Raw genomic sequence first — 22624 nt, 5'->3', positions numbered from 1 at the left:
AGGGAGACAGCCATGGCGAAGGCGGCGCTCAACGGCATCCAGATCGAGTACCAGGACGGCGGCCACGGGCCGGCCGTGTTCCTCACCCATGGCTACTCGGCCACCGGGCGGATGTGGGAGGGGCAGCGGCAGGCTCTCGGGGAACGCTACCGGATCATCTCCTGGGACATGCGCGGCCACGGGCAGACGGACAGCCCCGCCGACCCCGCGCAGTACTCGCACGCGCTCACCGTGGCGGACATGCGGGCGCTCCTCCAGCACCTGGGGCAGGCGCGGGCCGTGGTGGGCGGGCTCTCCCTCGGCGGCACCATGTCGCTGGCCTTCCGCCTGGCGCATCCCGAGATGGTCCGCGCGCTGGTCATCTGCGACTCGGGGCCCGGCTTCCGCAAGCCGGCCGCGCGGGAGGAGTGGAACCAGCAGGCGCAGAGGCGGGCCCAGGATCTCGAGGCCCGCGGCCTGGCGGCCCTGGGGGGCCGGAGCCGCGAGATGGAGGAGGCCATGCGCCACCACCGCTCCGCCCAGGGGCTGGCGCATGCGGCGCGGGGCATGCTGGCCCAGCAGGACTCCCGGATCATCGATTCCCTGCCGGGCATCGGCGTGCCCACCCTCATCATCGTCGGCGGGGAGGACACCCCCTTCCTCGCCCCCTGTGAGTACATGGCCAAGAAGATCCCGGGCGCCCGGCTCGAGGTCATCGCCGGCGCCGGGCACTCCTCCAACCTGGCCCAGCCGGAGGCCTTCAACCGGGTGCTGGCGGAGTTCCTCGACTCGCTGTCCTGAGGAGCGCAGGGCCATGGGAATGCTCGACGGCAAGACGGCGCTGGTGACGGGGGCCGGCCGCGGCATCGGCCGCGGCATCGCCATCGCCCTGGCCGCGGCCGGCGCCCGGGTCGTCGTCAACGACCTCGGCGCGAGCCTCGCCGGCGAGGGCGTCGAGCGGGGGCCGGCGGACCAGGTGGTGGAGGAGATCAGGCGGCAGGGTGGCACGGCGCTGGCCAACTACGGGTCGGTGGCCGACTCCGAGCAGGGACCCGCCATGGTCCAGCAGGTCATCGACGCGTGGGGGCGCATCGACATCCTGGTCAACGTGGCCGGCATCCTGCGTGACCGCATGATCTTCAACATGAGCGAGGCCGAGTGGGACGTCGTGGTCGCCGTGCACCTGAAGGGCACGTTCAACTGCACGCGTGCCGCCACCATCGCCATGCGGCAGCAGCAGGGCGGGCGCATCATCAGCATGTCGTCGGTCTCGGCGCTGGGCTCGCCGGGCCAGCCCAACTACGCCGCCGCCAAGGCCGGGATCATCGGGCTCACCTGGTCCACGGCCAACGCCATGGCGAAGTACGGCGTGACGGCCAATGCCATCCTCCCGAGCGGGGCGACGCGGATGATCGACTCGACGCCGCGCGGCCAGAAGGTGTTCGCCGAGACCGGCAAGTGGCCGAGCCAGATGGCCGCCGGCACGGAGCGCGATCCGGACAACGTGGCGCCGCTGGTGGTCTACCTGGCCAGCGACGCCGGAGCCGGGGTGAATGGCCAGGTCTTCCACTCCTTCGGCTACGGCTACACGCTGCTCGCCCAGCCGCAGGCGGTGAGGCGGCTGGCGGCCGATCGCCGGCTGGCCCCCGAGGAGCTGGCCACCCTCTTTCCCGGCACGCTGGGGAGCGATCTCGAGCTGCCTCCAGGCACGGCGTTCGGCCAGACCCTCGACGAGCGGCCGCCCACCGAGTGGAAAGATCTGGGCGGGGGCGTGCGCTTCTGGCGGTCCCCCCGGGAGGAACGGTGAGGACCATCCTCCTCGTCTGCCACGCCAACACCGCGCGCAGCGTGATGGCGCAGCTGCTCCTCGAGCGGCTGCTGGCCGGGCGTGATGCCCTGGCGGGGGTCCGCATCCGGTCGGGAGGCATCGCTCCCTATGCGCGGGACGGCATGGTGCCCTCTCTGGATGCGCGGCTCGTGCTCAGGGAGGCCGGCATCGAGCTGGGCGAGGAGGAGCTGGCGTCCACGGATCTCAAGCGGCACCGCCATCTCCTGGCCGAGGCGCACCTCATCGTGACGATGACGCTGCAGCAGAAGCGGATGGTGGAGGGCTTCGCCGAGGCGCGGGGGCGGCCGGTGCTCACGCTCCGCGAGCTGGCCGGCGAGGAGGGCGACATCGCCGATCCGGCCACGCAGGGGGAGGAGAGCTTCCGCGCCTGCCGCGACGAGATCAGCCGCTGCCTCGAGCGCTCCGTGGATCGCTTGCTCGTCGCGCTGTCGGCGTAGCGGGGCCAGGGCGGCGGGCGTCCCGGCGGGCGAGGTAGGTCTCCCGCGACAGCGCGTAGAGCACGGCCCGGATCCCGCAAACCTCCACGCTTCCGTGGCAGCTCATGCCGAGCTTGCCCATCACGCCGAGCGAGGCGCGGTGCTGCGGGCGGGTCACGGCGACGATGCGCGGCAGCCGCAGCGTCACGAAGCCGTGGCGGAGCGCGGCGCCGGCCGCCTCGGTCGCGAGGCCGCGGCCCCAGCAACGGCGCTCGAGGGCGTAGAGGATCTCCACCTCCGGCGCCGTCACGGGAGCCACCGGAAGGTACTTGAGCCCGCACTGGCCGATCAGGCGCCCGCTCTCGCGCTCCAGCACGGCCCAGACCCCGAAGCCGTGCTCCGCCCAGTGGCGCACGAACGCCTCCAGGGTGCGGGCCGAGCGCTCGCCCGGCGTCTGGGCGATGGCACTCGCGCCCCCGAGATACCGCGTCACCTCGGGATCGGCGTACAGCCGCGCATGCGCCTCCGCATCCTCGGCGGTGAAGGGGCGCAGCCGGAGTCTCCGGGTGCCCAGGATTGCCCCTGGCATCAGGCCTCCCCCGGCGGGGCGCCAGTCAGGATGTGCGAGGCGTGATGGAGCACCATGAGCCAGTCGCCGCCTTCGCGCTCGAAGACATTGGTGGCGAGCGCCGTGGTCACGCCGATGTTCCCGCGGACCTGGGAGAGGATGTTCTCGGTGCAGGTCACCCAGGCGATGTCGCCGCCGACCCGGATCTGGACGTGCGCGAGCGTGAAGCTCATCTCGGGACTGTCCTTGAAGATGGCTTGCCAAGACTGCCGCACCGCCTCCCAGCCCTCGAGGGGCCCCCAGCCCGGGTGGATGCAGCGGACGTGGTCGCCGCGGGACCAGATCCTGTCCATCTCGGTGATGGCCAGGCTCTCGACGGCGCGGTAGAAGCGGCTGTTGGCCTCCTCGACCTCGGCCATCTCCTCGTCCGGGGTCAGGTCGGACATGAGATCACCAGCGTATCTCCATCGCGCTCGACGGGGAGGCGCTCGAGCCGGTCACCGGGGCAGGGGCCGTCGAGGCAGACGCCGGTGTCCGGGCCGAAGATGGCACCGTGAGTGGCGCAGACGAGGTGCCGGCCGTCCTCGGTCCAGAACTCGTTGGGCCAGAGGTCCAGCGGGGTGCCTGCATGGGGACAGCGGTTGACGTAAGCGTGGTGGCAGCCGGCGTGGTTCACGACGAAGCCGTGCACCGCCTTCCCGTTGCGCTCCAGGCGGAAGGTCGCGGTCTGGCCTGGGGCCAGGGCAGCGGCCTGACACCGCCACGCGGTGGGCTCCTCCTGGGCATCCACGCTCCGGTTCTACCAGATCAACCGGGGCGCTTCAAACCCGAGGGGGGGTCTCCGGAGCGGAGGGCGATGGGTCGTCCCCGGGCACACGGGCCCGAGAAGCAACGGGCGCCCGCCGCCCGCCCCCCGGGCCGCGGTGGTACGATGGCCCGGTGATGCCCGCCGTGGAGGCGCGCGGCCTGACGAAGGCCTTCAAAACGGGTTGGTTTCATCGCCGGCGCACCGAGGCGCTCCGGGGGGTGAGCCTCGAAGTCCCCCGCGGGGCCATCTTCGGGCTGCTCGGGCCCAATGGGGCCGGGAAGACCACGCTGCTCTCCATCCTGGCGACGCTGCTCCTGCCTGATGCGGGGTCGGCCAGCGTGCTCGGCATGGATGTCGTGCGGGAGAGTCTGGCCGTGCGCCGCCGGCTCAACATGGCCAGCGGCAATGCCTCCTTCGTCTGGAGTCTCAGGCCGGCAGAAGTGCTCATGTTCTACGGCAGGCTCTACGGCCTCTCGGGCGGCGCCCTGAGACGGCGCGTGGAAGAGCTCATCGAGCTGTGTGAGCTCACCTCACACCGCAAGACGGAGTACAACGAGCTGTCCACCGGGCTCAAGCAGCGGCTGGCCTTCGCCAAGGCGCTCCTCAACGAGCCGGAAGTGCTCTTCCTCGACGAGCCCACGCTGGGGCTCGATCCGGACGTGTCCATCAGGATCCGCGCCCAGATCGCCCGCCTGAGGCGGGAGCGGGGGACCACGATCATCCTCACCACCCACTACATGCGGGAGGCCGAAGAGCTCTGCGACGACGTCGCCTTCATCAAGGCCGGGCGCATCCTGGCCCAGGGCGCCCCGGACGCGCTCAAGCGCCAGATCAGGCTGGGGGAGGTCATTGCGCTGAGGCTGGACCCGCTGGAGCCCGCCGGCCTGTCCTCGCTGCCGGGGGTGCTCGAGTGCCGGCTGCGGGAGGACCATATCGAGTGCGCGGTGGATGCGGCCGACAAGCGGCTGCCGGAGCTCCTGCGGTGGCTCCACGAGCAGGGGGTGGTGGTGCGGGGATGCGAGGTGTGCGAGCCCGATCTCGAAGAGGTCTTCGTTGAGCTCAACCGTTGACGGGCGAGCCGCAGCCGAAGGCGAGGCGAGCGGATACCGTTGACGGGCGAGCCGCAGCCGAAGGCGAGGCGAGCGGATACGGGAGAATGGCGAGCGTGAGCGAGCCTGCGCTGCACGCCGATGGGCTCCGGGCGGAGTGGACGCGGACCTGGGCCTTCGCCTGCCGCAACGTGATCATGGCACGCCGGAACGTCTTCTTCCTCTTCGAGCTGACCTTCTGGCCCGGCGTGGCCATGGTCTCGCACGGGCTCCTGACCCGCTTCCTCTCGCTGACCCCCGAGATGACCGCCTTCATCCTCTCCGGCACCGTGGCGCTCTCGGCCGTGCAGGTCTGCCAGCTCGACGTGGCCTATGCCGTGCTCTTCGACATCTGGTCCAAGTCGATGAAGCACCAGTTCCTCGCCCCGGTCGGCATCCGTCACCTGGCGCTGGGCTCCTGGCTCGTGGGGGTGGCGCGCGGCCTCGTCGTCTTCGGGCTCATGGCCGCCATCGGCAGCCGCGCCTTCGGCTTCGACTTCCTGGGCGGTGGCGCGAGGAGCCTCGCCGCGTTCCTGGCCGGCTGCTTCCTCTGCGCCCTCGTCATCGGGCTCCTGGTCTGCACGCTGGTCTTGCTCTTCGGCACGCGGGCCGAGACCTCCGCCTGGGCGGCCGTGAACCTCATCGTCATGCTGGCGGGGATCTACTACCCGATCTCGGTGCTCCCTGGCTGGGTGGCCGCCATCTCGGCCGCGATCCCGCTGACGTACTTCCTGGATGCGTTCCGGGCGGGCTATGGGTTCGACCCCCAGTTCAGCGACCCGCTGGCGAAGGGATTCGCCCTGGCCCTCCTCTACGTGGCGCTCGCGCACTGGGCGCTGGCCGCCGCCATCACGCGCGCTCGTCGCACCGGCCTTCTCCTCAAACTCTCGGAGTGACCCGTGACCACGATTCCTTCCGCCATCCGGATCGACATCCCCCGCCCGCCGGCCGACGTGCTGCGCGCTTACCGCGCCCTCTCCCCCACCACGCTGGCCGACGTGCTGGAGCTCGGCCGCGTCATGCGGATCGGCATCGGGCCGCTGTGGCCCGAGGTGCCGCGCATCGCCGGTCCGGCCTTCACCGTGCGGACGGCGCGCCACGACAACCTCATGCTCCACGCCGCCATCTACCTCGCGGAGCCCGGGGACGTGATCGTGGTCGAGGCGGGCGACCAGGAGATGGCCGTCGCCGGCGGCAACGTGTGCGCGGTGGCCCAGGGGCGCGGAGTGCAGGGGTTCGTGATCGACGGCGTCATCCGGGACGTGGCCGAGTCCCGGGCCCGGGGCTTCCCGCTCTTCGCCCGCGGCGTGTCACCGATCCCGGGGGGCAAGGAAGGGCCAGGCCAGATCAACGCGCCCATCACCTGCGGAGGCGTGCACGTGGGCCCGGGCGACGTGGTGGTGGCCGACGAGGAGGGGATCGTGGTGGTGCCCGGTGTCCGCGCCGCCGAGGTGCTGGCGCGCGCCCAGGCCAAGGCCTCCGCGGATGCGGCCGAGACGCTGGAGGCCTGGGAGCGGAAGCATCGGGCCCGCGTGGAGGCCACGCTCACGGCCAAGGGCTACCGCCCCTGATGGACACTGGCCTGCCGCTGCCTTGCTCGGGCGCAGCGGACGCCGCGCGCCCGCCACCCGTCAGCGGTGGAGGAACTTGAGGACGCTCTCCGCGATACCGTCGGGATCGAGCCCGTGCTTGGCGTAGAGCCCCCTCGGGTCGCCTGACTCGCCGAAGCCCGTCACGCCCAGCCGCCGGAGCGGGGTGGGCATGACCTCGCCGAGCAGCTCGGCCACGGCGCCGCCGAGGCCGCCATGCACACCGTGGTCCTCGACCGTGACCACCCGTCCCGTCTTTCCCGCCGAGCCCAGGATCGTCTCCTCATCCAGCGGCTTGATGGTCGCCACGTTGACCACCTCCGCGACGACACCCTGGGCGGCGAGCCGCTCGGCGGCCTCGAGGCAGTTCCAGAGCGGGCCGCCCGAGGCCACGATGGTGACGTCATGGCCGGGGCGCAAGACCTCGGCCAGCCCGAAGCGAAACCGGTAGCCGTCTTCGTGGACCGGCTCCAGGCTCTGCCGGGTGAGCCGCAGGTACACGGGGCCCGGATGCCCCACGGCCCAGGCCACCGCCTGCCTGGTCTCGAGCTCGTCGGCGGGCTGGACGATGGGGATGTTGGGCAGCGCGCGGATGCAGGCGATGTCCTCGAGCCCCATCTGCGTGTAGCCGTCTTCCCCGATGGCAACGCCCACATGCGTGCCCACGAGCTTGACGGGGGCCTGCGTGTAGGCCACCGAGACGCGGATCGTCTCGAAGCGCCCCACGAGGAAGCAGGCGAACGAGCAGGCGAAGGGGACGCGGCCGGTGAGCGCGAGCCCGGCCGCCATGCCGATCATGGTGGACTCGGCGATGCCGACGTTGAAGGCGCGTGACGGGTAGGCCTTCGCGAACTTCGCGGTCATCGTGGACTTCGAGAGGTCGGCGTCGACGGTGACGATGCGCTCATCCGTGGCGCCCAGCTCGAGGAGGGCCTCCCCGAAGGCGGCGCGCGAGGCCTTGGCCGCCATCACCGCTTCTCCAGGCGCTCGATCTCGCCCACGACCGCCTGGGCCCAGGCGGGCAGCGGGTCGCCGAGGATCTCGCCGATGGCCCGGATCGCCTCGGCAGGCTTGGGCGCCTTGCCGTGCCACTCGGGCTCGTCCTCCATGAAGGAGACGCCCTTGCCCTTCACGGTGTGGGCCACCACGAAAGTGGGCTTGCCCTTGATGGCCTCGGCGTGGTCCAGCGCCTTGTCGATCTGGGCGAAGTCGTGGCCGTCGATGTCGAGAACCGGCCAGCCGAAGGACTTCCACTTGTCCACCAGGGGCTCGAGGTCGAGGATATTCCTCACGTGGTCGTCGAGCTGGATCTTGTTGTAGTCGACGATGACGCAGAGGTTGTCCAGTGCATGGGCGGGCTGGCCGAGCTGGGGCGCCGACATGGCGGCCTCCCAGACCTGGCCCTCCTGGATCTCGCCGTCGCCCACGACGCAGTAGACGCGCGCGGCCTTGCCGCCGAGCTTGAGCCCCAGCGCCATGCCGACGGCAATGGAGAGCCCCTGGCCGAGCGAGCCCGTGGCCGCTTCGATGCCCGGCAGCATCACGCGGTCGGGATGGCCCTGCAGCGGGCTCCCCAGCTTCCTGAGGGTGATGAGCTGGCTCTCGGGGAAGAAGCCGGCCCGGGCCATGCAGCAGTACTGGGCGGGCACGCAGTGTCCCTTGGAGAGCACCAGCCGGTCGCGCTCCTCCCAGCCGGGGCGCGCGGGGTCGTAGCGCATGCGGTGGAAGTAGAGCGTCACCAGGATATCGGCCACGGAGAGGGAGCCGCCGGGGTGGCCCGAGCCGGCGTGGGTGAGCATGCGCAGGATCTGGACGCGGCATTCCCGGGCGAGCTGCTGGAGCCGCGCGAGGTCGGGCCTGGCCATCAGTCGAACACCTCCATGGGGCTCGAGATCTCGTCGACGTGGACGCCGCTCACGGCGATCTCGGGAGCGTACACGACCTCGTCGGCCGCCCAGACGAGCGTGCCCTTGGCGTCCCTGGCGATGCCGACGATGCTCTGGAGCAGCCGCGTGATGTTGTCGTTGATCCGGATGACGTTGGCACGGAGCGGACCCGCGATTCGACCGTCCCGGATGATAAAGGAGTCGCCCACCACGGTGCAAGTGAAGTCGCCTGCGCCCAGACCGTTGATCGGGTACGTGTACCAGATGCGGCCGATGTAGAGCCCGTCCTTGACCGCGCGGATCAGCTCCCCGAGTGGCACGGGCTCGGCGCCCTCCACGATCACGTTGGAGGCCGCGACCCCCGGCTGGACGTCGAAGGCCCGCCCGCCGCCGCCCGTGTAGCGGAAGCCGTTGCGCGCGACCAGCGCCGGGGAGGCGGCGGTCGCCTCCACGCCGAGCTTCTGGCGGATGAGCGGGTCGCGCAGCAGTCGCTGGGCGTCGTACCAGTTCGTCAGGAGCCCCACCAGCTGGCCGTTCCGGAGGAGGTCGGTGCGCCCGGTGGGGAGCCCCTCGCAGGTGATGCCCTTGGAGCCCATGAGACCCGGCGCGGCGCCGCTGTCGTACACCGAGAGCAGCGGCGAGGCCACCGGCTTGCCGAGCCGCCCGAGGAAGGGTGTGCTGGACGAGTAGAAGGCGCCGGCCTGGCAGGCCGGGATGACGAGGTTGTTGAGGAGATCGGCCACCGGCTGCTTGCCGAGGATCACCGTATAGTCCCCCGCGGGGACCCGCTCGCCGCCGATGGCGGCGATGGCGTTCTGCGCCGCCTCGACGCCGGCCTCGTCGGTGAAGCGCTCGAGGCCGGTGCCCGTGGACCAGCCCGAGCCCTTGGCGTCGTGCGCCTCCACCATGGCGGTCACGAAGCCCATCATGAGCGTGGACTCGTCCGTCTGCGGCCCCGGCAGGTGGGTCGACGCGATGGCGATCCGCTCCTGCAGGACCGTCACGTCGCCGCCCACGATGAGGCCGAGACGCCGGAGGCCCGCGTCGCCCCCGGCGAGATCAGCCAGCCGGGACGAGGTGAGGAAGGCGTTGAGGGCCCCCCCGAGGACCCGCCAGCCGACCTCGACCAGCTGCCCGTCGCCGACCTCGAGGAGCCGCGGGTCGTGGTACGCGTGGAGCCGGCGGCTCTCGGAGCCGGGCCTCGGCAGCGACACGAACTCGGGGTCGTGGACCGCGCCCCGCCTGGCCTTGTCGAGCGCCCGCTCCACGCCCCGCCGGGAGAGGTCGCTCGGCTCCGCCCCGAAGCCGATCGTGGCGAACCCGCCGGGGGCCTCGAACACCGCCTGGACGCCGAGCCCGTACCCCTCGCTGGACTTGGGCTCCTCGATGCCGTTGCAGGGAATGTGGGAGGTGAAATTGAGGCGCGTCAGGAGGGTCCGGTTGGCGGCCGCGAACACCTCGGCCTCGCGCACGCCGGGCTGGGCGGCGACGAAGGCCAAGGCCTCGGCCACCGCCCGTCGGAGCTCCCCCGCGGTGGGCAGGGCTAGTGGCCTCCGGTGATGATGGCGCGGCTCCGCATGGTCGGCCCGCCGTTGCCGAGCTTCTTGGTCTGCATGGGCTGCCCCTTGCCGCAATTCGGGATCGGGTAGAGGCGGAAGTCCGATCCCACCGCGTCGACGTTCATGAGGTAGGTTTGCGTGTCGGCCATCATCCCGCCGTCGCGGTACAGGCGCCCGAGCTGTCCGTCGCGGATCTCGTAGACCTTGCGGGCGGAGATGCGGAAGTTCTCACGGCTCTCGGCGATGGACGGCGTCTTGTGGCCCACGAGGTAGTAGCCGCGGTCGACTTCCTTGATGATGTCGGCAGGGTCGCGTTCGCCCGCGCCGAACACCGTGTTGGACATGCGGATGAGGGGGACGAGGGAGGCCTCCGTGGCCTTCCAGTGCCCGTTCGGGCTGCCGCCGAAGATGGCGGCGGTCTGCCGGCTGTTCATGAAGCCCCTGAACACGCCGTCTTCGATGTGCACCACACGCCGGGCCGGCGTGCCCTCGTGGTCGTACCTGTAGTGTCCGTAACCGGGCAGCGCGGGGTCGGAGTACGCGGTCACGAGCGGCGAGGCGATCTGCCGCCCGAGGTGGTGGCGGTCGAGGTCCCGGAGGAGCCACGACCGCCCGGCATACGCCGTCTCCAGCTTGAGGCCCCGGTCGAGCTCCATGGGGTGGCCGATGATCTCGTGGGCGACGAGGGTGTTGTAATGCGGGTCCGTCACCACGGTGACCGCCCGGTCCAGGGTAGGGAGAGGCGGTGCCGTGGCCAGCTCCGCGCCCTCCCGGGCCATGTCCAGCGCGAAGCGCGGGAAGGGGGGGAAGGCCAGGAGCGGATCGTCCACGCCCGCGGCGAGGATCTCCCAGCCGCGCTGGTGGCCCACCACGTCGTAGATCTCCTGGCCGTGGCCTTCGTCACCCGCCACGAGGTAGCACATGCCCTGGGTCAGGGCGAAGGACTGGTCGATGAGGGCGCCCTCGGAGGAGGCGAACAGCTCGCGGGCGAGCTGGGTCATGGCGGAGATGTAGTTGTAGCGGAGACGGCTGTCCGCGCCGGAGACCTGGCGCGACACCTCCGTGGCGAAGTGGACCATCTCGCCGAGATCCATGCTGCGCGGGTCGAGCTCGAAGACCGGCGGCACCACGTCGCGACTGGCGCGGACCGGGGAGAGGCGCGTGTCAGTCAGGGCCTCGCCCAGGGGACCGAACTTCCCCCGCGCGTCCGCCTTCGCCTCGGCATTCGCCAGCGCCCGTCGATGCGCGGTGCGCAAGCCGTCCCGCAGGAGCGCCGCGAGCCCGTCGAGGTCCGCCGCGCCCAGCGCCCGGCCGAAGTACCCCGGGGCGATGGCGCGGGAACCCGCCAGCACGCGCATCCCGACCGCGAAGCTATAGTCGTCGCCCGAGGACTTGGCCGACCCGTTCTCCGCCGAAGCCCACTTGCCCTCGCTGATCTCGACCCGGACATCGGCGTAGGCCAGGTCGGCGAGGCTGCGGGCGAAGGCGGTCGCCGTCTCCTCCGCGAGGGGAGCGATCTGCTCCATCAGGTCGGTCCGGATCCGGTGCGGCATGGGATAGCGCAGGAGCGCGCGCGCTCAGGCGGGGGGAAAGGGCTCGACGACGACGCGCTCTCCGGGCGCCACGTCCCCCCGCTCCTCCTCGATGACGATGAAGCAGTTGGCCCGGGCCATGGAGGTGAGGATCCCGGAGCCCTGCGGCCCCGTGCTCCGCGCCTCCCACCGCTCGCCGGTGTAAGCGAGGACGCCGCGCTTGAACTCGCGCCGCCCGGGCTTCTTGCTCAAGGGCTCCACCGCCACGGCATGGAAGCGGGGAGGGAAGAGGTCGCGCCGGCCCGCCAGCTTCCAGAGCGCCGGGCGCACGAACAGGCAGAACGTCAGCATGGAGGCGACGGGATTGCCCGGCAGCCCGAAGAAGTGCGCCGGGCCGATGCGCCCTACGGCCAGCGGGCGGCCGGGCTGCATGGCCACCTGCCAGAAGTCTATGCCGCCGGACTCCCGGAGCACGGCCTTGACGAGGTCGTAGTCCCCCACCGAGACCCCGCCGGAGGTGAGCACGATGTCGGCGTCGCCCGCGGCCCTCAGGAGCCTCGCCCGAAGCTCGTCGAAGAGGTCGGGGACGACGCCGTGGTCGATGACCCGGCCCCCGGCCTGCTCGACGAGGCCGCGGATCGAGAAGCGGTTGGAGTCGTAGATCTGTCCCGGCTTGCGCGCTCCGCCCGGCTCGGCCACCTCGTCGCCGGTGGAGACGATGGCCACGCGCGGGCGTTGGCGCACGCTGAGCTGTGGCAGGCCGAGAGAGGCTGCCACGCCCAGCTCCTGGGGACGGAGCACCGTGCCGGCCTCGAGGACGACTCCGCCCGCCCGCACGTCCTCGCCGCGATAGCGGACGTTGGCGCCGCGCACGATGGCTCCCACACGGATCCGCCTTCCCTCGCGCTCGGCCACCTCCTGGGGGTACACGGTGTCGGCGCCGGCGGGCATGGGCGCTCCCGTCATGATGCGGATGGTCTCCCCGGCGGCGAGGCGGCCGTCGAACATGGCGCCGGCGGGGAGATCGGCCACGACCCGCAGGCTGCGGTGGCCCCCCGCGGCGACCTCCGCGTGGGCGACGGCGTAGCCGTCCACGGCGGAGTTGTCGTCCGGGGGGACGTCGATGGCCGCCCGCAGGGCTTCGCCGAGCACGCGGCCGAGCGCTTCGGGGAGCGGGACGACCTGGGGCGGCGCGACGGAGGTGACTTGCGCGAGGATCCGCGCCTGGCCCTCCTGCACTGAGATCATGGCGGAATTATACCTGTGCTACCATGCGCGCGCGATGCTGGAGCCCGGCCCGGGTTGCGCTGTCCCCGAGGCGGAGACCGCCGAGCCCTCGCCGCCGGGCGTGGCGGCACGGCCGGCCGGGTTCTGGGCTCGGGCTGCGGCGGTGGTGCTCGACTGGGCCTTCATCGTGGCGGCGCAGGTGACGGTGGGCGTGCTGGGCGGCTGGCTCTGGGGGGCGGCGCTGCAGGGCTCGCGCGTGTTCCAGGCAGCGGGGGGTGCCTTCCGCTGGCTCTTCCCGCTGGTCTACTCGGTGCTCTTTCACTGGCTCTTCGGCCAGACCATGGGCAAGATGATCCTCGGCATCAGGGTCGTCGCGGCCGAAGGTGGTCCGCTCACGCTCGGGATGGCGGTCGGCCGGGCGCTCGGGTGGGCGTTGTCGTTGCTCGCGTTCGGCGGTGGACATGTGCTGGCCGCGCTGCGACGGGACAGGCGCGCGCTCCACGATCTGCTGGCGGGCACGCGCGTCGAGCGCCTCTGACCCGCATGCTATACTGCGCGCCGATGGCTCGCGGCCGTTGCCCCATCTGCCGCCTCCCGCATCGCCGGCTCCGGAGGGCCCATCCCCTCCGCTCGCCATGTTCCCGGGCCCTGTCCCCGCTCTCGGGCGTCATGTGACGCTGCCGTTGCCGCTCCGGAACCGCCTCACGGAGCTCATCCTGGGGGCCTTTCACGACGAGGACGCGCGCCGGGGCCTCGAGGCCCTCACCGCGGTGTGCGACGATCCGCGGGCGCTGGAGGTGGCCGGCCGTGTCCCGGACTCCTTCCCCGCCGATCTCTTCGAGCGCCACCGCGACGGGCTGGCCGTGAAGAGCGGGCTCCGCGCCCATCAGGCGGACTTCTGCGAGCGGGCACGGCGAGGCTGGCGGCTGGTGCGCGGGCGGCCGCTGGAGCCGAGGGACCCGCCGCTCCGGCGGGCGCTCCACACGGCCGCATGCCTTTTCGACGCCGGTCTCTACTTCGAGATGCACGAGCAGCTGGAGCCGTACTGGATGCGGTCCGAGGGCGATGAGCGCGAGGTGCTCCAGGGGCTGATCCAGGTGGCGGTGGGATTCCAGCATCTGGCCAACGGCAACCTGGATGGCGCCCGACTCCTCCTCCACGACGGCTGCGCGCGGCTCCTGGGCCGGAGGCTCGACGGGATGGATCTGGAGAGCTTCGGCCAGGGCGTTCGGCGGTGCTGGGAGGAGGCGGTGGTCCTGGGAGCGCGGGATGCCGGGGCCTTCGACTGGGCCGCCGTGCCCTGTTTCCCGCGGCGAGACTGAGACGAGAGGCGTCGACGGGCGCCAAGGGGGGAACGAGCAGCCATGGATCTCGGGCTCGGGGACAGGACGGCGCTGGTCACAGGAGGCAGCAAGGGCATCGGGCGCGCGGTGGCGCGAGCGCTGGCCAGCGAGGGCGCCCGGGTGATGATCTGCGCCCGGGACGCCGGAACGCTGGCGCGCGCGGCGAGCGAGATCGAGGCCGCGACGGGCCGGCGCGTGGAGACGATCGCGGCCGATCTCGGGGAGCGTGAGGGCGTCCAGCGCGCGGCCGCCGAGGCGGTGAGCCGGCTGGGCCGCCTGGACATCCTCGTGAACAACGCGGGCGCCATCAGGGCAGGTGACTTCCTGGCGACGCCCGACGAGGAGTGGCTCAACGGCTGGCGGCTCAAGCTCCTCGGCTACATCCGCATGGCGCGCGAGATCCTTCCCCAGATGCAGCGGCAGGGGGGCGGCCGCATCGTGAACGTGGTCGGGGCGGCGGCGCGGAATCCGTCGGCCACCTACATGATGGGGGGCACGGCCAATGCGGCGCTGATCAACTTCACCAAGGCGCTGGCCGACCTCGGTGCCAAGTCGAACATCCTCGTCACGGCCGTCTCGCCGGGACCGGTGAAGACGGAGCGCTGGGATGCGCTCACGCGCCAGCAGGCGCAGGCCGCGGGCAAGGACGTCGCGGCCTTCGAGAGGGAGCGCGCGGCGGACCTCCCGCTGGGGCGGATCGCGCTGCCCGAGGAGGTGGCCGACCTGGTGTGCTTCCTCGCCTCGGCGCGCGCCTCGTTCCTGACCGGCATCGCCATCACGGTTGACGGGGGGATCACGCGCGGCGTGTACCTCTGAGCCGGCCCGCCCCCGTGTCGTAACATCGTGAAAGAAGGAACATTCCGAGAAACTTCGCTTGACAGTGTCCGGCACGCTCAGTACCGTTACCTAGTGCGCGGCGGGCGGGCGTTGCGCGTTCGCCGCAGCGCGGGGTCTTTCGGGGCGCGATGCCCTACACGCCGCAGGCGAGCCGGGGAGAGGTCGTTGACTCGGTCCTGATCGCGGCAGGAGGGTCGTGATGCCTGCAAAGCTGTTCGTCGGCAACCTCTCCTTCCAGGCCACGGAGGAAGATCTGCGGGAGCTGTTCCAGCAGGCCGGCACGGTGGAGTCGGTGCGGATCGTCACCGATCAGTTCACCGGGCGGCCCCGGGGATTCGGCTTCGTGGAGATGTCCACCAAGGAAGAGGCGTCGAAGGCCATCGAGATGCTGAACGGGCGTCTCTTCAGAGATCGCAACCTGGTCGTGGACGAGGCGCGCCCGCAGCCGCAGCGCGGAGCGGGTGGACCTCGGTCGGACCGCGGACCGCGGCCGGGGGGCGGCGCGGGCGGAGGCGGGTGGCGGCGCTAGCCGCTGACAGGCCGGGCGAGACACAGGACCCCGGGGCCAGGCCTCCGGGGTCTTCCTTTTTCCCGGGGGCGCGGCTGGCCTGTCGCCTCTCGCTCGCAACGGGAGGCGCGGGCCGGCGCCCTTCCGGGCTCAGGCGTCGAGATCGAGGGACTCCTGGGTCGGAGCGGCCGCCACGTCCTCCTCCACCGGCCGCAGGCCGTCCTGCTCGATGAGGGGGCGGAACTTCTCGTGGAGGTCGCGGAGCTTGGCGAGGTAGTAGGCCGTGTTCTCGTCGGGGGCGGCCGGGTCCCAGGACGAGGCCAGCTTGGCGGCCTCGTTGACCTTCACCCGCGGCCCGGTGCCGGTCACGTAGTAGGAGAGCTGATCGCCAGCCTGGTATGCCCGCGAGGACCGGAGCGCCAGCTGGTAGAGCGCGCTTGGGTTCCGCGTCCCCGCCGCGACCTTTTCCTGGTAGTTCGCCGGGGACTCCTGCAGCGTCTCCGTCTTCATGAACTGCTGCACCGTCAGGCGCCGGTGGGTGAAGTCCTCCTCCCAGCGGCGCAGGAGCGCCGGGATCTCGTCGCGACGCCCGGTGAGGAGCAGCCGGAACATTTCCTCCATCCACCGGCGCTGGAAGAGCTCGAGGCCGCGGGAGCGCAGGCTCGATCCCTTGACGAGGAGCTTGCCGTCCGCGTCCAGGAGCACATAGTTCTTCATCTTGTAGCTCAGCATGGCCGGGTAGCGGCCGGCCAGCTCCAGCTGAATTCCCTCGGGCAGAACCCCGGCGAGCGCCGCGAGGAGGGCGACGGCGCTGTCCCCGTCCCCGGCGGCGGGGCGCGACGCGGGGGGGAGAGTGAAGTAGATGCCGTCGGTGTCCACCTCGATGGGCGTCGCCCCCAGCTCGCGGAGGCGGTCGAGCAGCGCCGTCACCAGCCGGCGCCCCTCGGCGGTCACGCGGTTGGCGACGTCGTAGTCGTTCCAGTGCGCGAAGCCGGCACCCAGGTAGCCGTAGAACGAGTTGATGAGGATCTTGAAGGTCTGCTGGAGCGCGGTCAGCAAGAGCCGCTCGGCCGCGGCAGGCGCCTCGTTGGCGAGGCGCTTGGCCGCCACACGGAAGTCGCGCAGGTCACGCAGCAGGATCGAGAAGACGCGGAGCGCGTCGGAGGCGGGAGCCAGGCCCTCTGCGAGCATGAGCGAGGGGTAGAGCGATGTCACGTCCACGTGCACGACGTCCCGCGCGACCCCCTGCTGAAAGAGCGCGGTGAAGCCGCCCGCGACGGCCCGGCCGGGGCACGGCTGGGGCACGGCCCGCCGCTGGTGGAGATACTCCCGCAGCAGGAGCGCATCGATCTTCGTGGCATTGCCCCTGAGGACCACCGATTCGTAGTCGAGGGGCAGCGCCTGGGCCTGGACGAAGTAGGGTGGCGACAGGATCGCCGACAGCGCCACGGTCTCCAGCACGTCGTCGCGCGCGTAGGCCATGAGCCGTGCCGGCTCCTCCCGGAAGATGCGTGGGATGTCCTCCGGCGGCAAGTAGGTGCGGTGGGGAGCGGCCACGCCGAAGTGGCGCGCCACGTCCTTCAGGCCGTAGGAGGGAAGGTCGCGCGCCGCTACGTCGTGGAGCTGGGCCAGGATCCACGTGTCCACGATGTGGCGCCCCGCCACGCGGTAGCGGCGGTAGGAGATCGTCCGCTCGGCCACCTGCATGCGCGAAGGGTGACCGGCGAGCGCCGAGCCGTCGCGGCCCCAAGCCAGCGCGACGCCGTGGCGCCGGGCGCGGGCCTCGATGTACTCGAGATCGAAGCGGAAGATGTTGTGCCCCTCCAGCACGTCGGGATCGCGCTCGCGGATGAGGCGCGAGCAGTCCTCGATCAGCTCGGCCTCGGACTGTGCCGCGCCGGACAGGACGGTGCTCCACCCCGACGAGTCGGCCAGGGCGATGGCGATGATCCGGTCGGATTCGCGGAGTGCGTTGGGGAACTCGAAGCCGGGGCCGGTGAGGACCTCGAGGTCGAGGGCCATGCGACGAAGGTCACCGAACACCATCCCGCGGAACGAGGTCTTCCCCGTCCAGAGGAGGAACTGATGCGTGGCCTCCCCGAGGAAGCGGTACGGGGCGTCCGGCGCGCCGGGAGGGCGGCCGGTGACCTTCCGGCAATGCTCGCGGGCCTTCTCGGCCTGAGCCCACGTGGGCAGGCGGGCGAGGCAGCGATAGCCGCGCTCTCCCTCGAGGGGGGACAGCTCCGCGTCACCCTTGAACCCGCGGAGCAGCGCTCCCTCGGTGAGCAGCAGGAAGGGCTGGAAGGGGAACTCGCTGGCGACGACGCGCCCCTCCTGCCGCGCCCAGCCCCGCACGGAGCCCTCCAGCGGCGCGAAGGCCAGCAGCCCCTCGGCGGGGTCCCGGCCGAAGAGGAGCGGACTGTCGTAGCGGAGGCGAGGGAGGCCAGTCACCTACGCGGACTCGATCGCCTTCCTGTACGTGGCGAGGTCCGCGAGGCCGGTGAGCCGCTGGCCGCCCTCCACGACGATGGTGGGGATGGCGCGCACCCGGTCGCGCGTGAGCCCATCCTGGTAGTCGGCCAGGACCGCCTGGCGCCCCGCGCCGCCCCCGAAGTCGGCGAGGAAGCGCGGCATGTCGGCGCCCGATTCGCGGATCACGCCGGTCAGCTCCTCCGGGTCGGCGATGTTCACGCTGCGGGTGAAGAAGGCCTCGTACAAGAGCAGGTGTAGGCGCTCGAACGCCTCGCGTCCCTGGAGGAGGACGCACTTGGCGGCCTCGAGGGCCGGGAGCGACCAGTGGGGGTACTCGTCGCGCGGCCATGGCGTGAACCGGATGCCGTCTCCCTGCGCCATCGCGTCGCAGCGCCGCCACCCCTCCTCGCGGTACGTGCCCTTGAAGGTGACGCTCGGGTCCGGCGCGGGGCGGAGCGGGAAGGCCTTCCACTGGATGACGAGGTCGTCGCCCATCTCGTCCTGGAGCCGCCGGAGGCGAACCGCCGCCGGGTAGCACCACGGTCAGAGATAGTCGGCGTATTCCACGATGTGCACGGGCATGGCGGAAGCCCTCCTCGGCCGATTCTACCGCACCCGGCGGCCCTGGAAGGGCCGCCCCCGCTCCGGTATGCTCTCCCCCGATGAGCGCGTGCGCGAAGAGGCGCGGCGGCACCCTGGAGTCCTCGACGTTCAGGCGTGCTGAATGACGACCCGTCTGCTTGCTGCGCTCGCGCTGGCCGGGCTCCTCGGCGGTTGCGCAGGAGCCGTGGCGTTCCACAGCGTGACGCCTGGGGCCCCGGAGGAGATCAGGGCGAGGCTCAGCGCCCCGCCAGGCCGAGGACCCTTCCCGGCAGTGGTGCTGCTGCACGGTTGCGGCGGCCTCTCCCCGCAGCTCGAGCGCTGGGCCCGCTGGCTCGCCGCCCGCGGGTACGTCGCGCTCGTGGTGGACAGCTTCGGCCCCCGGAAGGTGGCGGGGGACTGCCTCCCCGAGACCCCTGACGACATCCCGATCACCGCGCGCTTCGACGATGCGATGGGCGCTCTCCGCTGGCTGCAATCGCAGCCGTTCGTCCGGCCGGACCGCGTGGCGGCCCTGGGGTTCTCCCAGGGCGGTGTCTACGCCATGGCGGTGATCAACGGGCCGAGCCTCGAGCGGGCGCAGAAGCGCGGAGTGAAGCTGCCCGCGCCCGGCTTTGCGGCCGCGGTGGGCGTCTATCCCGGCGGCTGCTCCTCCCTGGTGAAGCAGCTCGTGGTCCGCCCGCTCCTGGTACTGATCGGCGGGGCGGATGACTGGACACCCGCGCCCGTGTGCCAGGAGATGGTGGACAGCATGCGGGCGCGCGGGGCCGAGGTCTCCCTGGTGATCTACCCAGGGGCCTACCACTACTTCGACGTTGAGGGGCAGCGGCTCGAGGTGCTTCCGCATGTCGGGAACGACCACAAGCCCGGGGGGCGCGGCGCCACCGTGTCGTACCAAGCCGAGGCCGCGGCCGACGCGTTCCGCCAGGTGGAGTCCTTCTTCCGCAAGCACCTCGGGCCGTGAGCGTTGCGACCTCCGCGCTGTCCGTGCTAGTGTCCCGTCTCGGAACCCCGCCGACGAACCGCCGTGTGGGGCCGGGGGCGCCCTTCGCGGCAACGCGCTGCCTTGCGCCACGTTGGGCCGGTGCGCAACGGGCCAGGAGATGACGCTGTCCCGCCCCGTCAGCGGGGAGAAGCCAAGGGTCCGGAGAGAGCGCCGCCAGCAACGCTCCGCGTGGCTGGCGGCAGCAACCGCGGGAGGGGACGCGGGGCAACCCCAGACGCCCATACCCAACTGAGAGGAGCGGCATGGATCTCGGACTCGCGGGCAAGGTGGCTTTCGTGGCGGCGGCAAGCAAGGGCATGGGCCGGGCCTGCGCGCTCGGACTGGCGGCCGAGGGGGCGCGCGTGGCCATGTGCGCCCGCAACGATGGTCCGCTCCGCGAGGCCGCCGAGGAGGTGCGGAAGCAGACGGGCGGCGAGGCGCTGGCCGTCCCGGCCGACCTCAGCCGGGCCGAGGACGTGGCGCGCGCCATGGCGCGCACCGCCGAGGTCCTCGGCGGGGTGGATGTCCTGGTCGCCAACGTCGGCGGGCCGCCGCCCGGCGGCTTCGACCAGATGACGGACGCGCAGTGGAACGAGGCCTTCGAGCAGGTGCACCTGTCCACGGTGCGGCTCATCCGCGCAGCGTTGCCTCACATGAGGCAGCGGAGATGGGGGCGCATCCTCGCCATCCAGTCTTCCTCCGTGAAGCAGCCGGTGGACGGGCTGGTCCTCTCCAACGGCATCCGGCCGGGTGTGGCGGGGCTGTTCAAGACCCTGGCCGGAGACCTCGCCAAGGACAACATCACCGTGAACCTGGTGCTGCCGGGGCGGATCCTGACGGACCGCTTCCTCCAGCACCAGACGGAGCGGGCGCGGACGGCGAGCCGGAGCCTCGAGGCGCAGATGGCGCTGGCCGGCGCCGACATCCCGATGGGGCGCGTTGGCACCCCCGAGGAGTTCGCCAGCGTGGTCGTCTTCCTCGCCTCCCAGCGGGCCTCCTATGTCACCGGAGCCGTCATCCAGGTGGACGGGGGCCTCATCAGGAGCGTGGTGTAGCCTGAGGCCGCCCCGCGGTCCGGTCTTGTTGCGGTGATCCTGGCGCTCTGGCGGGCGCTCCGGGGCTTCGCGGCCCACCGCGGTCTGTTCATGGCCGCCGGGCTCTCCTTCTACCTGCTCATCTGTCTCATCCCCATGCTCTTCCTCGTGGTGTCGGCCCTCGGCTTCGTCCTCACCAGCGAGGCCGCGACCCAGGCGGTGCTGAGCCAGCTCGCCCAGATCATCCCCGTGTACCGGAGGGAGGTGAGCGACGCCCTCGCCCGCATCATCGCCACGCGCAACCTCTCCGGTCTCCTCGGCACCGCCATTCTGCTGCTCTTCTCCACGCAGCTCTTCGGGTCCCTGCGGCAGGTCATGAACGAGATCTTCGCCGTCAGGCGAGGGCGCGGCTTCTTCCGCGGCATGCTCTACGACGTCCTCATGCTCTTCGTGATGGGCGCCCTCTTCCTGGCCAGCATCGGCATCATGGACCTGTTCTTCTGGCTCAGAGCCTTCGTGCTGACGCCCTTTCTCGTGCCCCGCCAGTGGATCCGCTGGATGTCCGTCGCGCTGGCGCTCGGGCTCAACGCCGGTCTCTTCTTCGTCGCCTACCGCTACTTCCCAAGCCGCAAGGTGCCGGCGGGCGCGGCGCTGGCCGGCGCCCTCCTGGCGGCCGTCCTGTGGGAGATCGCCAAGCAACTGTTCCGCTGGTACATCCTCGCCGTGGGCGTCTACGATCAGATCTACGGCCCGCTGGGGGTGCTCGTGGCGCTGGCGATGTTCGCCTACTACACGGGCATCGTCTTGCTCCTGGGCGCCGAGTACGCGGCAGCGCTGGAGGCCTGGCGCCGCTCGCGGCGCCAGGGACGTCTGGGATGATTGCTTCAGGCGCCAGGCGGCGGCCCCGCCCCGCCGCGAATGTGCTAGGGTTGACCGGTCATGGCACCGCCGTCTCCGCCGCCGCTCGAGGGGATCCGGGTCCTGGAGGCCGCCCATCTCATCGCGGGGCCATTCCGCGGGATGTGTCTTGGCGACCTGGGCGCCGACGTCGTCAAGGTCGAGGCGTGCGAGTCCGCCGACGCGGGCCGCACGGTGTACCGCGCGTACCGCGGGGGCGAGGGTCTCCTCCACCTCGTTGTCAACCGGAACAAGCGCGGGGTGTGCGTGGACCTGCGCCGCCCGGAGGGCCTCGCCGTGTTCCGGCGGCTGGCGGAGCGGGCCGACATGATCATCGAGGAGTTCCGGGGCGGCCACGCCGGTGAAGCTCGAGAAGACGCCCGGCACCATCCGGACCCCGGCGCCGGCGCTGGGGGAGCACACGCGGGAGGTATCGAGGGAGATCGGGTACGCCGAGACCGAGATCGAGGTCCCCGGCGCTGGGGGCGTGCTGTGACGCAGTGGACCCGATGTCATTCCTGAGGAGAGGGAACCCATGATGCTACAGGACAAGGTGGCCGTCGTGACCGGCGCGGGCCGCGGGATCGGCCGGGAGATCGCCTTGCTGATGGCCCGGCACGGCGCGGCGGTGGTAGTCAACGACTACGGCGGCGGCGCCGACGGCGCGGGCGGAGGCTCGGCGCCCGCCGACGAGGTCGTGAGCGAGATCAAGGGCCTGGGCGGGCGGGCCACGGCCAGCTACGACTCGGTGGCCACCATGGCGGGCGGGCGGAACATCGTGCAGGCGGCGCTGGACCACTTCGGGCGCGTGGACATCGTGGTGAACAACGCGGGCATCCTCCGCGACCGCATGATCTTCAACATGACGGAGGAGGAGTGGGACGGCGTCATCGACACGCACCTCAAGGGCTGCTTCGCCGTCACGCGCGCGGCGGTGCCCCACATGCGCGAGCAGAAGTGGGGGCGCCTGATCAACATGACCTCCACCTCGGGTCTGGTGGGCAACGTGGGACAGGCCAACTACGCCGCCGCCAAGCTCGGCATCGTGGGCTTCACCAAGGTGGTGGCGCTGGACATGGCGCGCTACAACGTGACTGCCAACTGCATCTCTCCCTTCGCGTGGACGCGGATGATCGGCACCATCCCGACCGAGACCGAGGCGCAGAAGGCGCGCGTGGAGAAGATCAAGAAGATGGGCCCGGAGCACATCGCCCCCGTGGCGGTCTTCCTAGCCTCGGACGCCGCCAAGGAGGTCTCGGGGCAGGTCCTGGGGGTACGCGGCAAGGAGATCATGCTCTTCGGCCACATGCGTCCGACGCGCAGCGTCCATCACGAGCCCGGCTGGACCCCCGAGCGGCTGGCTGACATGTTCCCGGGGACGCTCAAGCACCACCTCGTGCCGCTCGAGACCTCCGGCCAGTACTTCAACTACGACCCGCTGGTCTGA

General features: G+C 71.5%; 25 protein-coding genes. 15 read left to right on the top strand and 10 right to left on the bottom strand.

Annotated elements, in window-relative coordinates:
- Positions 1–12: 12 nt before the first annotated feature.
- Genes HYV93_13440 through HYV93_13430 form a run of 3 tightly spaced genes read left to right on the top strand, consistent with a single transcriptional unit; the run spans position 13 to position 2265 of the window.
- Positions 13–780 (top strand): alpha/beta fold hydrolase, encoded by a 768-nt coding sequence (locus HYV93_13440; GenBank protein MBI2526973.1) that lies wholly within the window; start codon positions 13–15, stop codon positions 778–780.
- Between the two features lie 13 nt (positions 781–793).
- Complete coding sequence (locus HYV93_13435) at positions 794–1786, top strand: SDR family oxidoreductase (protein MBI2526972.1); 993 nt, start codon at positions 794–796, stop codon at positions 1784–1786.
- Positions 1783–2265: a hypothetical protein gene (locus HYV93_13430; GenBank protein MBI2526971.1), complete on the top strand. Its 483-nt coding sequence runs from the start codon at positions 1783–1785 to the stop codon at positions 2263–2265. The genes HYV93_13435 and HYV93_13430 overlap by 4 nt, the downstream gene beginning before the upstream one ends.
- On the opposite strand, the gene HYV93_13425 is transcribed toward HYV93_13430, so the two are convergent.
- The 3 genes from HYV93_13425 to HYV93_13415 are packed head-to-tail and all read right to left on the bottom strand — an operon-like array spanning position 2210 to position 3602.
- Complete coding sequence (locus HYV93_13425) at positions 2210–2833, bottom strand: GNAT family N-acetyltransferase (GenBank protein MBI2526970.1); 624 nt, start codon at positions 2831–2833, stop codon at positions 2210–2212. The two genes, HYV93_13430 and HYV93_13425, sit on opposite strands and share 56 nt — an antisense overlap.
- Positions 2833–3258, bottom strand: a complete 426-nt coding sequence (locus HYV93_13420) for a nuclear transport factor 2 family protein (GenBank protein MBI2526969.1) — start codon at positions 3256–3258, stop codon at positions 2833–2835. Before HYV93_13420 ends, HYV93_13425 begins: the two co-directional genes overlap by 1 nt.
- A complete protein-coding gene (locus tag HYV93_13415) occupies positions 3246–3602 on the bottom strand; it encodes a Rieske 2Fe-2S domain-containing protein (protein ID MBI2526968.1) in 357 nt (118 codons plus the stop codon). Before HYV93_13415 ends, HYV93_13420 begins: the two co-directional genes overlap by 13 nt.
- Positions 3603–3754: 152 nt before the next feature.
- Here HYV93_13415 and HYV93_13410 point away from each other — a divergent pair, with 152 nt between their 5' ends.
- The 3 genes from HYV93_13410 to HYV93_13400 all read left to right on the top strand — a co-directional run bounded on the left by HYV93_13410 (position 3755) and on the right by HYV93_13400 (position 6279).
- Entirely contained in the window at positions 3755–4690 is a 936-nt protein-coding gene (locus HYV93_13410) for an ABC transporter ATP-binding protein (GenBank protein MBI2526967.1), read from the top strand.
- A gap of 86 nt (positions 4691–4776) precedes the next feature.
- Entirely contained in the window at positions 4777–5604 is an 828-nt protein-coding gene (locus tag HYV93_13405) for an ABC transporter permease (protein ID MBI2526966.1), read from the top strand.
- Positions 5605–5727: 123 nt separating this feature from the next.
- Positions 5728–6279, top strand: coding sequence for an RraA family protein (locus tag HYV93_13400; protein ID MBI2526965.1), 552 nt, complete (start codon positions 5728–5730; stop codon positions 6277–6279).
- 60 nt (positions 6280–6339) lie between these two features.
- Here the strand turns inward: HYV93_13400 and HYV93_13395 are convergent, their stop codons facing one another.
- From HYV93_13395 to HYV93_13375, 5 genes are read right to left on the bottom strand one after another with little or no spacing between them, the layout of a single operon-like run.
- Positions 6340–7266, bottom strand: coding sequence for a transketolase family protein (locus HYV93_13395; GenBank protein ID MBI2526964.1), 927 nt, complete (start codon positions 7264–7266; stop codon positions 6340–6342).
- On the bottom strand, positions 7266–8162 hold the full coding sequence (locus HYV93_13390) for a transketolase (protein MBI2526963.1): 897 nt from the start codon (positions 8160–8162) through the stop codon (positions 7266–7268). Before HYV93_13390 ends, HYV93_13395 begins: the two co-directional genes overlap by 1 nt.
- Entirely contained in the window at positions 8162–9694 is a 1533-nt protein-coding gene (locus HYV93_13385) for a TldD/PmbA family protein (GenBank protein ID MBI2526962.1), read from the bottom strand. Before HYV93_13385 ends, HYV93_13390 begins: the two co-directional genes overlap by 1 nt.
- 32 nt (positions 9695–9726) lie before the next feature.
- Positions 9727–11295, bottom strand: a complete 1569-nt coding sequence (locus HYV93_13380) for a TldD/PmbA family protein (protein MBI2526961.1) — start codon at positions 11293–11295, stop codon at positions 9727–9729.
- Between the two features lie 24 nt (positions 11296–11319).
- Positions 11320–12522: a molybdopterin molybdotransferase MoeA gene (locus tag HYV93_13375; GenBank protein ID MBI2526960.1), complete on the bottom strand. Its 1203-nt coding sequence runs from the start codon at positions 12520–12522 to the stop codon at positions 11320–11322.
- Here HYV93_13375 and HYV93_13370 point away from each other — a divergent pair.
- The 4 genes from HYV93_13370 to HYV93_13355 all read left to right on the top strand — a co-directional run bounded on the left by HYV93_13370 (position 12521) and on the right by HYV93_13355 (position 15210).
- On the top strand, positions 12521–13039 hold the full coding sequence (locus HYV93_13370; GenBank protein ID MBI2526959.1) for an RDD family protein: 519 nt from the start codon (positions 12521–12523) through the stop codon (positions 13037–13039). The genes HYV93_13375 and HYV93_13370 overlap by 2 nt on opposite strands.
- A gap of 145 nt (positions 13040–13184) precedes the next feature.
- Positions 13185–13823, top strand: coding sequence for a DUF309 domain-containing protein (locus tag HYV93_13365; protein ID MBI2526958.1), 639 nt, complete (start codon positions 13185–13187; stop codon positions 13821–13823).
- A 42-nt stretch (positions 13824–13865) separates the two neighbouring features.
- Positions 13866–14660: an SDR family oxidoreductase gene (locus HYV93_13360; GenBank protein ID MBI2526957.1), complete on the top strand. Its 795-nt coding sequence runs from the start codon at positions 13866–13868 to the stop codon at positions 14658–14660.
- 220 nt (positions 14661–14880) lie between these two features.
- A complete protein-coding gene (locus HYV93_13355; GenBank protein MBI2526956.1) occupies positions 14881–15210 on the top strand; it encodes an RNA-binding protein in 330 nt (109 codons plus the stop codon).
- A 129-nt stretch (positions 15211–15339) separates the two neighbouring features.
- Here the strand turns inward: HYV93_13355 and HYV93_13350 are convergent, their stop codons facing one another.
- Together HYV93_13350 and HYV93_13345 are read right to left on the bottom strand one after the other, a co-directional pair.
- Positions 15340–17640, bottom strand: coding sequence for a DNA polymerase II (locus HYV93_13350; protein MBI2526955.1), 2301 nt, complete (start codon positions 17638–17640; stop codon positions 15340–15342).
- On the bottom strand, positions 17641–18156 hold the full coding sequence (locus tag HYV93_13345) for a DsbA family protein (protein ID MBI2526954.1): 516 nt from the start codon (positions 18154–18156) through the stop codon (positions 17641–17643).
- 229 nt (positions 18157–18385) lie between these two features.
- Between HYV93_13345 and HYV93_13340 the strand changes: the two genes are divergently transcribed.
- From HYV93_13340 to HYV93_13320, 5 genes are all read left to right on the top strand, one after another.
- Positions 18386–19225 (top strand): dienelactone hydrolase family protein, encoded by an 840-nt coding sequence (locus HYV93_13340; GenBank protein MBI2526953.1) that lies wholly within the window; start codon positions 18386–18388, stop codon positions 19223–19225.
- A 284-nt stretch (positions 19226–19509) separates the two neighbouring features.
- The gene (locus tag HYV93_13335) at positions 19510–20301 is read left to right on the top strand and encodes an SDR family oxidoreductase (protein MBI2526952.1); all 792 of its coding nucleotides are present in this window, start codon (positions 19510–19512) and stop codon (positions 20299–20301) included.
- Positions 20302–20334: 33 nt separating this feature from the next.
- A complete protein-coding gene (locus tag HYV93_13330) occupies positions 20335–21159 on the top strand; it encodes a YihY/virulence factor BrkB family protein (GenBank protein ID MBI2526951.1) in 825 nt (274 codons plus the stop codon).
- A gap of 60 nt (positions 21160–21219) precedes the next feature.
- The gene (locus tag HYV93_13325) at positions 21220–21699 is read left to right on the top strand and encodes a CoA transferase (GenBank protein ID MBI2526950.1); all 480 of its coding nucleotides are present in this window, start codon (positions 21220–21222) and stop codon (positions 21697–21699) included.
- Between the two features lie 16 nt (positions 21700–21715).
- Positions 21716–22624: an SDR family oxidoreductase gene (locus HYV93_13320; GenBank protein MBI2526949.1), complete on the top strand. Its 909-nt coding sequence runs from the start codon at positions 21716–21718 to the stop codon at positions 22622–22624.

The organism is Candidatus Rokuibacteriota bacterium (assembly GCA_016188005.1).
Taxonomy (GTDB): Bacteria; Methylomirabilota; Methylomirabilia; order Rokubacteriales; family CSP1-6; genus UBA12499.
This window is presented reverse-complemented; position numbering and strand designations above follow the sequence as displayed.